This window comes from Gilvimarinus polysaccharolyticus (assembly GCF_001187555.1).
GTDB lineage: Bacteria > Pseudomonadota > Gammaproteobacteria > Pseudomonadales > Cellvibrionaceae > Gilvimarinus > Gilvimarinus polysaccharolyticus.
Map to the genome: position 1 here is coordinate 351,031 of NZ_LFIJ01000001.1, position 13,031 is coordinate 364,061.

Sequence of the window (13,031 nt, forward strand, 5' to 3'; positions counted from 1 at the left end):
CGAATGAGTTTTAGCTCGCGTCGAACTGCGGCACTCGTACCTAGCCCTGGCCGGTGTTGATTGTTGTGAGATTGAGCTGATCTAATTGTCGCGGCTCTGTGTTTACTTGTCCCCCTGCGCATCTTCTTGCCAGTTTTCCCCCAGTTTTTGCTCGATATAATCGCGGATAAATTGCCTGACTTTTTGCGACGCAGTGACGTCCTCTTGGGAGCACAGCCGGTCAAAAATGGCTTTTTTATTGGGGTCTATTAGCAGTGTAAGCCGTGCCGTACGCTGTTCCATAACAAAATCCAAAGCTAAAATGTGATGCTGATGTTAATTAGGTTAACATTGACTGTCAATAGCATGAATATATAATGTCAACCCTATTGTAATCTAAGGGCCAGCATTATGTCGCACCGTGTTCATTTGTTTTCGTTGAGGCTTGCCCACGCTATGCGCGCAGTGCTCAGTGAAGGCTATACGCGGGCGGCCTTAGTAAAAGATATTTTGGCCGGCTGTGTGGTGGGAATCATCGCCATTCCACTGGCCATGGCACTTGCTATCGCCAGTGGGGTGCCGCCGCAGTACGGTCTTTATAGCGCGATTATTGCGGGCTTTTTGGTGGCGCTAACCGGTGGCAGTCGGTTTAGTGTCAGTGGACCCACCGCTGCCTTTGTGGTTATTTTACATCCGCTGGTCACCCAGCACGGTATGGCAGGGTTATTGGTTGCGAGCATTATGGCCGGTGTCATTCTGATGCTGATGGCCTATGCGCGGCTTGGACGTTTTATCGAATACATCCCCGAAACCGTCACACTTGGCTTTACCGGTGGTATCGGTATTGTTATCGCGACATTGCAAATTCCTGATTTTTTGGGTTTACAGGTTGCGACGCTGCCCGAGCATTACTACGAAAAAATTATTACCATTGCCCAACATCTGCCGTCGGTTGATCTGAGTAGTTTGATGGTGGCGAGCTTTACGCTGGTGTTTATGCTGCTTTGGCCCAAGCTTAAGGTCGCGGTACCGGCGCATTTGCCTGCGGTTATCTTGGCCAGTATTTTGACCATCATCCTTAACCACTACGGTAGCGATGTCGCCACCATTGGCTCTAGATTCCATTACTTGTTAGCCGACGGTAGCGTGGGCAATGGCATCCCTTCGGTGTTGCCGCAATTTGATTGGCCCTGGCTGCGCCCGGGCGCCGGTGGCGAGAGCTTCTCTTTGAACTGGCCCACGATTAAAGACTTAATTCCGGCGGCATTTGCGATTGCGATGCTGGGAGCTATTGAGTCGCTGCTTTGCGCTGTAGTTTTAGATGGCATGTCGGGCAAGCGGCACAGCGCCAATAGCGAGTTGCTAGGGCAGGGCATTGGCAATATAGTGGCCCCCTTTTTTGGCGGTATTACCTCTACTGCGGCGATTGCTCGTTCGGCGGCTAGCCTAAAGGCGGGGGCAGTATCACCTGTGGCGGCTATGGTGCACGCGTTGGTGGTGTTGCTGGCATTGGTAATGTTGTCGGGGTTGTTGGGTTACCTACCTATGCCAGCGCTTGCCGCACTATTACTGGTAGTGGCTTGGAATATGAGCGAGGCCCCCAAATCTGTGCGCATCGTCAAAGCCGCACCTGCGAGCGATATTGCCGTATTTGCCACCTGTTTAACCCTAACGGTGTGGTTTGACATGGTGATCGCCATATCAGCAGGAATGCTGTTGGCCTCTGTTTTGTTTGTGCGGCAAATAGCCGGCATGACAAAAGTGGTTGATATTACCGATAACAAAAAGTTTGTCACTGAAGTCCCTCAAGGCTGGAAGGTGTTTAAAATTAAAGGGCCGTTATTTTTTGCCGCGGCCGACAGAGTGTTTGGCGAGATAAACGAGCAGGTAAAGTCATTAGATGGGGTTATTTTAACGATGGAGTCGGTTCCTATTTTGGATGCGGGTGGCCTCTCGGCGTTATCAAAACTAATGACGGCGCAGTGTGACGCTGGTGTTAAAGTATTTATGTGTGAGTGGCAGTTTCAGCCATTAAAAACCTTGGCAAAGGCAAAGCTGACCCCCGATGGTGATATTGTGCGATTTTTTGACAGTCTAGAAAATGCCGAGGCGGCGGCAAAAGCAAGTAAGCTGAGCCGCTTATGAGATTATCGGAAGCTATAGATCATGGCGATGATAAAAATTGGAGCTGTGCACAAATCCGTAAAAATCCATCAACCCCAAGCCAATGGTTTGTGATGCTGATCGATAAAAATCAAAAGCAGTACATGTTGGTTAATGATGATGAGTCGCATATTTTATTTGAAGATTTAAATATGTTTAGCGAGTTATTTAAAAGCCTTAGCATTAAAGAATTTACCGTATTTTTGTAATTTAACTTGGCCGGTTGCGTTTACCTAAGGATGTGGTGCGTAACAAGGCCTGCGTGTGTTTATCCTGTCTGGATTTTTGCCGAGGTACTTGGCGCTAAGCTTTAGACAACTACTGTTAACAATGACTATGTTTGATTTTTTTCTGTATCAGATAAACTACCTTTCCTTGGCCGATTATTTAGGGACGTTTACCTTTGCCCTAAGTGGTGCGTTAGTTGCGCAAAAGCGTTCTATGGATTTGTTTGGTATTTTGGTGGTGGCTTTTTGTACCGCGGTCGGTGGCGGTACTTTACGTGACTTATGCTTGGGACTTGGCCCAGTCACTTGGGTGCGCGAGCCAATTTACCTTGTCGTTATTGCCGCAGCCGCCGGTGCTGCGTTGTGTGTGCGCAATTTGTCGTCGGCTGCTTTTTTAAAAGCGATGCTGTTTTTTGATGCGTTTGGTCTTGCGGTATTTGCTGTTATTGGCGCTCAAGTTGCTATGGCTCAAGCACAGCATTCGGTATCGATTGTCATTATTATGGGAGTTGTTACCGGTGTTGCGGGCGGCATGTTGCGCGATATTATTTGTAATGAAGTGCCGCTGGTTTTGCAAAAAGAGGTGTATGCCAGTGCTGCAGGGGTAGGCGCTGCACTTTATTATGGTTTGTCGCAGTACGATCTGCCCGAGGTTGTGACCCTTGCTGTGCCGATAATCGCGACCTTAGGTTTGCGGATTTTATCTGTAAGCCGCAACTGGTCTTTACCTGTTTTTCAGCCATTAAATCAAAGTAATATTCACTTAAATCAATGAGAACTTAGTATGTCTTTACCTCCTTGTCCAAAATGTCAGTCTGAATTTACCTATGAAGATCAAGCTCTACTGGTTTGTCCTGAGTGTGGGCATGAATGGGATAAAACATCGGGGCCAGATGAAGAACAAGCGCTATCGGTCAAAGATGCTAACGGCAATGACTTGCTTGAAGGCGATAACGCCACTTTAATTAAAGACTTAAAAGTGAAAGGCAGCTCTAGTGTTATCAAGATCGGTACAAAAATTAAAATAAACAGAATTGTCGATGGGGATCATAATATTGATTGCCGAGTGGACAAAATTGGGCCGATGATGTTGAAATCAGAGTTCGTTAAAAAGAGTTAGTCTTGTTTAGGCTCGGCCTTTTAAGCGTTACCTCGGTGATTAAACGCCATCACAGCTATGATGTATTAAGTATAAATAATACAGATGCTGGGGGACGGCAGTTTAAAAGTTAGGATCGCGCCTAGATATCGACCGCCAATAGAGTGCCTGCTTGGTTGTGAGGGGAATTCGGCACATCCATGTGCCGAATATAAGGTGCCGTTAGGCTTTTGCTTGACTGTCGTACAGCCGGTGTTTAATTGTCACACACGCTGCCACTAACGGTAGGCACTAAGGCGTTAGCCGAGCCTTTATTCACCTGGAAGCCAAACTCGGTAGACTGCCCCGGTGCTATGGAGCCGTTCCAGCTGAGGTTGCTCGCGCTGTGAGGGTTAGAGCCGGTAACATTCGCGTTCCAAGTATTCACCAATGATGAGCCATCACTGTAAGCCCAGTTAACATTCCAGCCATTAATTGCACTGGAACCGTTGTTGGTGATGCGAATTAATCCGGTGTAGCCGCTGTTCCACTCGTTGCTGATAATGTACTCACATTGACCACTACCGGTTGCAGCCTCGACGGTGACATTGCTAGTGGCGCTGTCTGTGTCGCTGCCATCGCTGGCGGTTAAGGTTACCGTGTAGCTTCCGGCGCTGGCATAGCTGGCACTGGTGGTTTGGCCCGTAGCATTTTGGCCGTTGCCTAAGTCCCAGTTAAAGCTCAGAGTGTCGCCATCCGGGTCGGCCGAGCAGCTGGCGTCGAGGTTGACAGTTTGCCCAACATTAACGGTGATGTTAGCCGGGGTGAGACAAGCCACAGGTGCGGTGTTGACCGGTTCGCTGACGGCGCTCAAGGTAATCACATCGGGAGTGCCTACTTCGGCTCCAGTGTTATCCAAGGCGGTTAAACTTACGCTAAAGTCGCCCACTGAGTTAGGCGCGGTAAGTACCACACTGTTGCCGCTGGTAACGTCGCTGATGAGCATGCTGTTAATCCGCACTCGCACGCCATCGGCATTGGCTAGGTTAAATTGCACAGTAAAGTCAGCGCCCAATTCTACTTCGGTGCCATTAGCCGGTGAGCTGATAGCCACTGAAGGTACTAACTCGGCCTCGACCTGGATATCCACCATAGCAGGGTCCGACACAGCACCGGCATCGTCACTTACCGTGTAGGTTAAGCTATCGCTACCGCTAAAACCGGTATCTGGCGTGTAGGTTAAAGTGGCCCCAGTACCGCTTAAGGTGCCATTGCTCGGTGCGCCAGTCACATTGTATTGTGTCACGCTACCGTCGCTGTCCGAACCTTCCAGCTGAATGCTTACGGCGGTTTCAAAGGCAGTGGTTACGGTGAGATCGTTTGCCGTTGGTAGGCAGTTCACGCCACTGCTACCACCACAGCCGCCACTGGGCTCTTCACCTTGCAGTAAACCGTCGTCGCCATAAACTGGGATGGTCTCGGATGGATAGCCATACTGATTACTGGGGTTGCTGTAAGCTGCCATCCACGACGGGTCGTTACTGTTGTCCCATACGTTGGCCGGAACGTTGGTGGGGAGTGATGCGCGAAATTGTACTTCGCGCCGATGTGCCGATTGCCCACCTGGATAGATTACATCGCCATTAAAACTAACCTCGGTGTAGTAAATATGATCGGCAGGATTGCCCCAAGGGTGAGGGCCGGTGACGCTGCTAGCTTGGGAGTAAGCGGTAGATATAGTGACATCACTGGCACTATAGCCAGCGGCGTATACCTCACTTAAGTCGTAAAAATAGCGAAAGTACAAATCGTCGCGACCCTGCGCCGGTGTGGTGCTGCGGTTTTGAATGACCGCCCTAATTTCAACGTGGCGATCACCGGCACTGTTGATGGTAGCGCCCACCAGATATTCATCATCCAGGGGTGGCTCTGCCGGTGGAAATTGCGACTCGGGCAACGGGTTACCACCGTAATCGTTGTAGAGTGCGGCAACGGCGCTGGTAAAGCCTGAGTTATAGTCTACGGCTACCTCATTCATAATGTAGTCGCCACGATCTTCTGTGTAGTTGGTGTCTGCATCGGGACCGCCGACTACCGCACCATAAAGAATGTGTCGTTGTTGCGTGGGTACTTGCAGGCTGTCAGCCCACGAGCCGTGTGAGCCACGGTGGTGAACATTGGTTGGGAAGTTATTGCCATAACCTACTTGGTAACTGCGGTTGGCGGGGTTATCACCTAAGATATAATCGATTTGCGATAAACCAAAATCTTGATAGCGATTGTATAGCGGGTCAGAGCTGCCCAAGGCGTCGGCGTAATACAGCGATAGGTAGGCGATGTTAGCAGCGTAACGGTTTACGCCCCAGCCAGAACTGTCTACCACTACCACGCCGCCAGGAGTCCGATTACCGTTGCCAATACTCCAGTGGTCAAGATAACGTTGCGCGTCGTCGTGATAACGTTGATCGCCCACCAGTGCCGCCATCATTACATATACCCCATAAGCTTTATCGTTCCAGCCTAAGGACCAGGTATAAACCGGCGTGTTGGATTGGGTTTCGCTACCCATTTGGTCGTAATAGCCTATGGCCTTGGTAAGGTAGTCGTTATTGCCGGTAGCGCGCCATAACCAAAGTGCGCTCCATGCCATTTCATCCCAGTAAACGCCGTAGGTAGAGTTGTAAAAGGCTTTGGCGTCGGTGATGCAGTTGGAGTACGCATTGTCGGTGCCATCAGTGCCGGTGGTTTGTTCGGCAAAGGCAAACAGTTGCTCGGCATGGGTTAGCAAGGTACTGGCGTATGCGGCGTCGGTAGTTTGAAACACCATAGATGACGACGCCATGGCCGCAGCGGTTTCGGCGGCAAGGTCAGGGCCTGGGCAGCTTAAATCAATTTTCATTGATTGCCGTGATTCAGGAATTTTGTGGTGAACGACCTCGGCAGGACCCCAAAAGGTATGGTCAGCCGAGCCTACCCCCACTTGACCGTATAGTACATTGGGCGATGGGTGCGCGTTAATAAAGTAGTCGTTGACAAAGCGTAGGTTGTTTAGCAAGTGATCCAGTTGGCCGGAGTCTTGATATGCTTGTCGGTAGTCAACTGCGCCCCAAGCTAATAAAGTGGTGGTGGCGGCCATTGGGAAGCCGAACTTTACGTGGTCGCCAGCGTCAAACCAACCGCCGCGTAAATCGATGCCAACATCATCACCGTCAGTCGGGGTAGAATCTCCGCGCCAAGGGACACGGTTCCACTCGGGCAGTGGGCCGGCTTGTTGGGCTTCGTAAAAATACAAGGACTTTTGCAAGGCCTCGCCGTAATTTTGAGTTTGGGCGTTGCTTTGTTGTGCCGCAACTAAGGATATTGTGCAGGCGATATGGGCTGCTATTTTATTAATTTTCAAAATAACTCTCCTAGTGATTGTCGTCCGAATGCGCATTACAAGTGTTAAGATGTCACTGTGGTTACGTAAACGGTCCATGATGTAAAAAACGACATAAAGTTTTTAACCCTTGGGGTTATGTACTAAACCATTATTGCGATTCACTTAGTGATAAACGCACACAAGGCTTTTATCCAATCGCCCGCGTAGTTTGAGTAATCTTGATTCAGGCGTGTTGTGCATACGTCACGAAAAATCGAAATTAAATGAGTGTGTTGTCACGCTCTTGCGATAAATGTGAGGCATATATAGCCTAGAAGTAAAAATGATTTATGCCAGTTATTATTTTAATTAATCAAAATGGATGTCATTTTTAATTTAAATATAAAATACTTTTTTTCAGTGTTAGGTTAATGGTTTTATTGGTTCTATTTTTTATGAAAATTAATATGGTTGAGTTGTTTGTCATTGTTTTTTCTTTGTGAGATTAATGCGCCATTGTGGCTTGGTCAGGTTCAATTTAAGAGGGAAGGTGTATGGCGTCGAAATTTTGTTCTCGTGTATTGTTGTTGGCTAATGCGAGTTGTTTTTGGTGGGCCATAGCGGGCCTGATGTTGGCGCTAGAGGTTGGCGCGCTGTTGTTTCAGCATGTTTGGCAGTATTACCCCTGTGAGGTGTGCATTTATGTACGGGTATGGGTAGCGGGGCTATTTTTTGTTGCACTTATTGCGTTGCTACTTAAACGTTATTGTTGGGGGCGTTTACTGTGTGTGCTGAGTGGCTTAGCTCTAGCGTTTGGGTTGGCCAATGAAAGCTGGAACCTTGTTAAAATCGAATACGGCATTGGTAATGGTAGTAGTTGTGCTTTTAAAGCCAACTTTCCCAGTTGGGCTCCGCTGGACGCTTGGTTGCCCTCGATGTTTGAGGTGCAAGATTTTTGTAAGGCAACTCCCGAGCTACTGTTTGGTATCACCATGACGCATATGTTAGTAGCTGTAAGTGTTGGCTTGATCGTACTGTTCGGCACAGCTTTACTGGGTGTTTTCTTCACTAAATCATAACGCTATTGGCAGAGCCTAGCGATTTTCTGTATCACACAAAACCGCTAGGCATCTGTTTGCTACGCCGATAAGCGCAGTGTTTTAGCGGCGCTCACCATGTTTTTAAGTGCCGGTAATACTTCGCTCCACTGGCGAGTTTTTAGTCCGCAATCGGGGTTTACCCACAACCGCTCGGTGGGGATTCGCTCGCCGGCTTTGCTCATTAAATTAATAATATGTGCTTGGCTCGGAATATTAGGCGAGTGAATGTCGTACACCCCAGGGCCAATATCGTTAGGGTAATTAAAGTGATCAAATGCATCCAATAGCTCCATGTTCGAGCGCGATGTTTCTATGGTGATCACATCGGCATCCATATGGGCGATGGATTCGATAATATCGTTAAACTCTGAATAACACATATGGGTGTGAATTTGTGTTTCATCACTCACGCCATTGGCGGTAATTCTAAAGCACTCTATCGCCCAGTCTAGGTAACCTTGCCATTGGCTTTTACGCAGCGGTAAGCCTTCACGCAAGGCGGCTTCGTCAATTTGTATAATGCCCACTCCAGCGTGTTCTAAATCTTGCACTTCATCGCGAATGGCCAGGGCCAGTTGTTTACACGTTTCCGCGCGAGGCTGGTCATCGCGTACAAAGGACCAATTTAAAATAGTGACAGGCCCTGTGAGCATGCCCTTTAATGGTTTGTCAGTAAGTGACTGAGCGTACTGTGTCCAGGCGACAGTCATGGCGTTGGGACGACTGATGTCACCAAATAAGATTGGTGGTTTTACGCAGCGTGAACCGTAAGACTGTACCCAACCGTACTGACTAAAAACATAACCTTCTAATTGCTCGCCAAAGTATTCAACCATATCGTTGCGTTCGGCTTCGCCGTGCACTAAAACGTCTAACTCTAACGCCTCTTGTTCGCGCACTGATCGTTTGATCTCCGCTTTTATCCGTGTTTGATAATCGTCTAAAGGCAGCTCGCCACTTTTAAATTGACGCCGTGTTTGACGAATATCCAGTGTCTGCGGAAACGAGCCAATAGTGGTAGTGGGATAAGCTGGCAAGTTAAACCGTAAACGCTGTTTTTGCGCCCGTACAGCGTAAGAGTTTTGCCGCTCGCCCAAGGTTTTGTTGATGCTAGCGACTCGTGCGCGCACCGCCTGATTATTAACGCGATCAGATTGTTTACGTGCCGCAACAGCTTTGGCGTTGGCGGCAAGCTCGGCGGCAACGGCGCTGCGGCCCTCGTTTAAGGCGGTGGCAACAATACGCAACTCATCGAGTTTTTGCGTGGCAAATGCCAACCAATTCTTAACCTCAGGGTCGAGTGCTTGCTCGGCCGCTAGGTCGACCGGTACATGCAGTAGTGAGCATGACGGCGCCAGCCATAACCGCTCGCCTAGTTTTGCGGCAAAGGGTTCTAACCAATCGAGAGTCGCGTTGAGGTCGGTTTTCCAAATGTTACGGCCATTAATAATACCGAGCGATAAAATTTTATGGCTGGGTAGCCAGTCAATGATTTTTTCTACCTCTGCAGGTGCGCTGATCGCATCGACATGTATCCCCGCGACGGGCAGCTCACAAGTGAGTTTTAAATTGTCGGCAAGCTCGCCAAAGTAGGTGGCCAACAGTAGTTTTACTGGCGCACTTTTTAACGTGTGATAAGCCACATTAAGCGCGTGTTGCCAATGACTGTCTAGCTCTGTCACCAATACTGGCTCATCTATTTGCAGCCACTCTATGCCTTCGCCAGCTAATACTTGCAGCAGCTCGCTATACACCGGTAGCAACTTATCCAGCAATGCTAAGCGGTCGTTGTCATCTTTACTTTTACCCAGCCAAAGATAGGTAATGGGGCCAACAATAACCGGCTTGGCATTAATGTTTTGTTGCCGCGCTTCGGCCAATTGCGCCAGCAGCCGTTCGGGGTTAAGGGTAAAGCTATCATCGGTGCTAAATTCAGGGACGATGTAATGGTAATTGGTGTCAAACCATTTGGTCATTTCGCCGGCATGCACAGACTGACAGTCGCTATCGTTGCCCGAGCGGCCGCGGGCAATACGAAAGTAGTTGTCTAGCGTCGAGCCGGTTAAACCTTTTACCCGTGAGGGGATATGTCCCAGAGTAAAGCTAGTATCTAGTACTTGGTCGTAAAACGAAAAATCACCCACTGGCACCCAGTCGAGCTGGTTTTGAGCTTGCCAGTGACGTGCGCGCAGGGTTTCTCCTGTGTGTTGTAGTTCTTGTTCAGATAATTGCCCTTTCCAGTATCCCTCTTGAGCAAATTTTAATTCGCGCTTGGCGCCTATGCGGGGAAACCCCAAATTATGTGTCGTTGCCATGTTGGCCTCCTAGTCAGTAAGGGCGCCAGTGTAGGGTGGCCAGCCTATGATTAAAAATGGTATTAATTCATTGTTCTATGAATTATATTCATGTCTTGTGGGGCGAATATAAGAGGGTAGTTATGATCGAGCGCAGCCATTTGGCAATTTTACGCGCAGTAGAGCAACACGGATCGCTCACCGCAGCGGCGCAGCGATTGCACCTAACGCAATCGGCGTTAAGCCATGCGATAAAAAAGCTAGAGCAACAATTGGGCACGCCGATCTGGCAGCGTGAAGGGCGCAACTTACGCCCCACCCAGGCCGGGCAATACTTATTAGGGCTGGCCGGGCGCTTGTTACCGCAGTTTGAGCATGCCGAAGGTGTGATCTCTCGTATGGCGGCTGGTGAACGCGGGATACTGCGAATCGGGATGGAATGCCACCCCTGTTATCAGTGGTTATTAAAGATAGTGGGCCCTTACTTAAGCGCTTGGCCAGGGGTCGATGTCGATGTAAAGCAACAGTTTCAATTTGGCGGCATGGCGGCGCTGTTTGGCCATGATATTGATTTGATCGTGACCCCCGACCCACTGTATAAGCCAGGGGTCGAGTTTACCCCTGTATTTGATTACGAGCAGGTGTTGGTGGTGGCGGCTAACCATCCGCTGGCCCAAGTAAGTTTTGTAACCCCCGCGCAATTAATTACCGAGGTGTTAATTTCATACCCAGTCCCAGTAGAGCGATTGGATATTTACAGCCACTTTATGTTGCCGGCCGGAGTGGCGCCGCGCCGCCATAAAACCATTGAGACGACCGATATTTTATTACATACGGTGGCTGTAGGTCGTGGTGTTGCCGCGTTGCCGCGCTGGCTGGTAGCCGAGTATGCCGCCAGTTTACCCATCAAGGCGATTAGCTTGGGGGAGCGGGGGCTGCATAAACATATTTATGTGGGAGTGCGAGCGGCCGATCGGGGGATAGATTATCTGGATGCGTTTATCCAGCAAGCAGCTACCCCGCAGCCATAAATCACACCGAGGCGTTAGTGTTGCCTTAACGTAAACCGGCGGACTCTTGCGAGTCCGCCGGTTTGTCGAGCATCAAATTGAGGCTGTCGCTTGGGGAGGTATTAATTGCCCCAAATACTGCCCAGTTGGCCGAGTAGCTCGCCGCCGCCATTGCTGCCTATATAGCTCATCAAAATGGGGGTGAACTGGCTAACCAGCGCGGGGTCTAGGCCCAGTGCGCTAAACGCCGATGTTACGCCATCCATGCTGCTGATTGAGCCCATCAGCGATGAGGCCAGTCCACCGCTAGAGTCGCCGGTAGGGATAATATCTTTAAGCAACGCGCTGTTATCGTCCGATAACGTGCTGCTGGCCAAAGCCATTAGAGCCGAGGTACCACCGGCGGCTTGCGCTGGCGAGATTCCGAGTTGCTCGGTTAGGCTCGACATGAGCCCAGATGCTTGCTCCGTGCTTTCTTGGGTGCTACTGACAGCGTCAGTTAAGCTTTTTAAGTTTAATGATTTTGGCTCTTCGGCCAAGCTGGCCTGGGCTAAAACGCACAAGCTGATGCTTGCTATTAGCTTTTTCATGGTGGTTCCTTGCGCTATTAGGCGTGTTCGTCTTCGTGGCGAGCACGCTGGAGTTGATCGGTATTTATATCACAGCCACTAAAAAATTAAAGCAGTGATTACTCCGCTGGCGGTTGCTACAAACTGTGGCTCGCAGGGCAGCGCCGCTAAAGTAATTCGTGTTAACCTTGTGGCGGATAAAATCGCGCCTTAGGAGACGCCAAGTAATGAAGTATAACGTTAAGATGTCGCTGCGGCAGATAAAAATTCTGACTCTGGCTTTAGTGGTCAGTGTTTATGCAGCTGCAGTTGTTGGCGCCGAGCCCTCGGCAGCCCAAGTTCCCGCGTCAAAATCCCCAGCAACCTTAACCCTGCAGCCACAAAATCTTAAGCTGGCCTCAGTCAGTGCTTTGGTTGCGCCACTTGCCACCGGTAAGCCTAGCTACACTAAGCGCGCCGACTGGGTTATGCCTATCGCCTCGGTGACCAAAGTTATGACGGCGTTGGTGGTGTTAGATTCAGGTGCCCCCTTAACCGAAAGGCTTAAGGTTGAAAAACGCCACGTTGCGGCCGCCGCCAATGGTTATTCACGTATTCGCCCCGGCTCGCGTGCCAAACGCGCTGATCTGTTAAAAATCTCCTTAATGTCCTCAGAGAATTACGCCTCTTATTTACTCGCGCGTCACCACCCAGCAGGCTATGATGCTTTTATTGCCGCAATGAATAGTAAGGCGCGCGAGCTGGGCATGAGCCAAACCCACTTTGTCGACTCCAGCGGTTTATCCGAGCAAAATGTCTCGACGGCGGCCGACTTGGCCAAAATGCTTAAAGCCGCTTATGGCTACCCCGCTATTCGCGAGGCAACTACCAGTGCCAAGCATGACGTATGGTTTACCGATCCGGGTTATTCGCTGTATTACGCTAACACTAACCCGTTAGTGCGCAGCTCGCGCTGGGATGTACTGTTAAGTAAAACCGGCTATTTAACCAACGCCGGACGTTGCTTGGTGATGGTGGTCGATGTGGCAGGAGAGCCCACGGTAATGGTGATGCTTGACTCGTTTGGCAAACGCACACCGCTGGGCGATGCTGGACGCATTCGCCGCTGGCTAACCACCGGCAACAGTGGGCCGGTAGCCTCGGCGGCATCACGTTATGAACAAACCAAAGCGGACACTCTGGCGGCACAAATCTTGGCCGCTGAACAGGTTGACACAACAGGGACAGAAACCGTTAGCCGTTAATTAGCG

The 13,031-nt window shown here is 49.9% G+C and carries 11 protein-coding genes; 7 read left to right on the plus strand and 4 right to left on the minus strand.

From position 1 onward, the window contains the following. Nucleotides 1-102 precede the first annotated feature (102 nt). On the minus strand, nucleotides 103-282 hold the full coding sequence (locus tag GILYN3_RS01460; protein ID WP_049721206.1) for a hypothetical protein: 180 nt from the start codon (nucleotides 280-282) through the stop codon (nucleotides 103-105). Nucleotides 283-390: 108 nt separating this feature from the next. Between GILYN3_RS01460 and dauA the strand changes: the two genes are divergently transcribed. The 4 genes from dauA to GILYN3_RS01480 all read left to right on the plus strand — a co-directional run bounded on the left by dauA (nucleotide 391) and on the right by GILYN3_RS01480 (nucleotide 3,489). Beyond that, nucleotides 391-2,124: a C4-dicarboxylic acid transporter DauA gene (dauA, locus tag GILYN3_RS01465; RefSeq protein ID WP_049721207.1), complete on the plus strand. Its 1,734-nt coding sequence runs from the start codon at nucleotides 391-393 to the stop codon at nucleotides 2,122-2,124. Continuing rightward, entirely contained in the window at nucleotides 2,121-2,351 is a 231-nt protein-coding gene (locus GILYN3_RS01470) for a hypothetical protein (RefSeq protein ID WP_049721208.1), read from the plus strand. Before dauA ends, GILYN3_RS01470 begins: the two co-directional genes overlap by 4 nt. 127 nt (nucleotides 2,352-2,478) lie before the next feature. Continuing rightward, entirely contained in the window at nucleotides 2,479-3,144 is a 666-nt protein-coding gene (locus GILYN3_RS01475; protein WP_049721209.1) for a trimeric intracellular cation channel family protein, read from the plus strand. A 9-nt stretch (nucleotides 3,145-3,153) separates the two neighbouring features. Continuing rightward, the gene (locus GILYN3_RS01480) at nucleotides 3,154-3,489 is read left to right on the plus strand and encodes a zinc ribbon domain-containing protein YjdM (protein WP_049721210.1); all 336 of its coding nucleotides are present in this window, start codon (nucleotides 3,154-3,156) and stop codon (nucleotides 3,487-3,489) included. A 235-nt stretch (nucleotides 3,490-3,724) separates the two neighbouring features. Here GILYN3_RS01480 and GILYN3_RS01485 read toward each other — a convergent pair whose 3' ends face one another. Further along, nucleotides 3,725-6,883, minus strand: coding sequence for a glycoside hydrolase family 9 protein (locus GILYN3_RS01485; protein WP_049722507.1), 3,159 nt, complete (start codon nucleotides 6,881-6,883; stop codon nucleotides 3,725-3,727). A 479-nt stretch (nucleotides 6,884-7,362) separates the two neighbouring features. On the opposite strand from GILYN3_RS01485, the gene GILYN3_RS01490 reads away from it, so the two are divergent. Further along, on the plus strand, nucleotides 7,363-7,887 hold the full coding sequence (locus GILYN3_RS01490) for a disulfide bond formation protein B (protein WP_049721211.1): 525 nt from the start codon (nucleotides 7,363-7,365) through the stop codon (nucleotides 7,885-7,887). 59 nt (nucleotides 7,888-7,946) lie between these two features. Here the strand turns inward: GILYN3_RS01490 and metE are convergent, their stop codons facing one another. Continuing rightward, nucleotides 7,947-10,223, minus strand: a complete 2,277-nt coding sequence (metE, locus tag GILYN3_RS01495) for a 5-methyltetrahydropteroyltriglutamate--homocysteine S-methyltransferase (protein WP_049721212.1) — start codon at nucleotides 10,221-10,223, stop codon at nucleotides 7,947-7,949. A 122-nt stretch (nucleotides 10,224-10,345) separates the two neighbouring features. Here metE and GILYN3_RS01500 point away from each other — a divergent pair, with 122 nt between their 5' ends. After that, nucleotides 10,346-11,233 carry a LysR family transcriptional regulator gene (locus GILYN3_RS01500; RefSeq protein WP_049721213.1) on the plus strand — a complete coding sequence of 296 codons (888 nt, stop codon included), beginning with the start codon at nucleotides 10,346-10,348 and terminating at the stop codon, nucleotides 11,231-11,233. A 101-nt stretch (nucleotides 11,234-11,334) separates the two neighbouring features. Here the strand turns inward: GILYN3_RS01500 and GILYN3_RS01505 are convergent, their stop codons facing one another. Continuing rightward, nucleotides 11,335-11,802, minus strand: a complete 468-nt coding sequence (locus GILYN3_RS01505; protein WP_084005014.1) for a DUF2780 domain-containing protein — start codon at nucleotides 11,800-11,802, stop codon at nucleotides 11,335-11,337. Nucleotides 11,803-12,008: 206 nt separating this feature from the next. On the opposite strand from GILYN3_RS01505, the gene pbpG reads away from it, so the two are divergent. Next, nucleotides 12,009-13,025, plus strand: coding sequence for a D-alanyl-D-alanine endopeptidase (gene pbpG / locus GILYN3_RS01510; protein WP_232305489.1), 1,017 nt, complete (start codon nucleotides 12,009-12,011; stop codon nucleotides 13,023-13,025). Nucleotides 13,026-13,031: the final 6 nt, after the last annotated feature.

What these genes read in the sequence shown, in the direction of transcription:
- GILYN3_RS01460 (WP_049721206.1), bottom strand. Translation starts at nt 282, where the DNA reads ATGGAACAGCGTACGGCACGGCTTACACTGCTAATAGACCCCAATAAA.
- dauA (WP_049721207.1), top strand. Translation starts at nt 391, where the DNA reads ATGTCGCACCGTGTTCATTTGTTTTCGTTGAGGCTTGCCCACGCTATG.
- GILYN3_RS01470 (WP_049721208.1), top strand. Translation starts at nt 2,121, where the DNA reads ATGAGATTATCGGAAGCTATAGATCATGGCGATGATAAAAATTGGAGC.
- GILYN3_RS01475 (WP_049721209.1), top strand. Translation starts at nt 2,479, where the DNA reads ATGTTTGATTTTTTTCTGTATCAGATAAACTACCTTTCCTTGGCCGAT.
- GILYN3_RS01480 (WP_049721210.1), top strand. Translation starts at nt 3,154, where the DNA reads ATGTCTTTACCTCCTTGTCCAAAATGTCAGTCTGAATTTACCTATGAA.
- GILYN3_RS01485 (WP_049722507.1), bottom strand. Translation starts at nt 6,883, where the DNA reads ATGCGCATTCGGACGACAATCACTAGGAGAGTTATTTTGAAAATTAAT.
- GILYN3_RS01490 (WP_049721211.1), top strand. Translation starts at nt 7,363, where the DNA reads ATGGCGTCGAAATTTTGTTCTCGTGTATTGTTGTTGGCTAATGCGAGT.
- metE (WP_049721212.1), bottom strand. Translation starts at nt 10,223, where the DNA reads ATGGCAACGACACATAATTTGGGGTTTCCCCGCATAGGCGCCAAGCGC.
- GILYN3_RS01500 (WP_049721213.1), top strand. Translation starts at nt 10,346, where the DNA reads ATGATCGAGCGCAGCCATTTGGCAATTTTACGCGCAGTAGAGCAACAC.
- GILYN3_RS01505 (WP_084005014.1), bottom strand. Translation starts at nt 11,802, where the DNA reads ATGAAAAAGCTAATAGCAAGCATCAGCTTGTGCGTTTTAGCCCAGGCC.
- pbpG (WP_232305489.1), top strand. Translation starts at nt 12,009, where the DNA reads ATGAAGTATAACGTTAAGATGTCGCTGCGGCAGATAAAAATTCTGACT.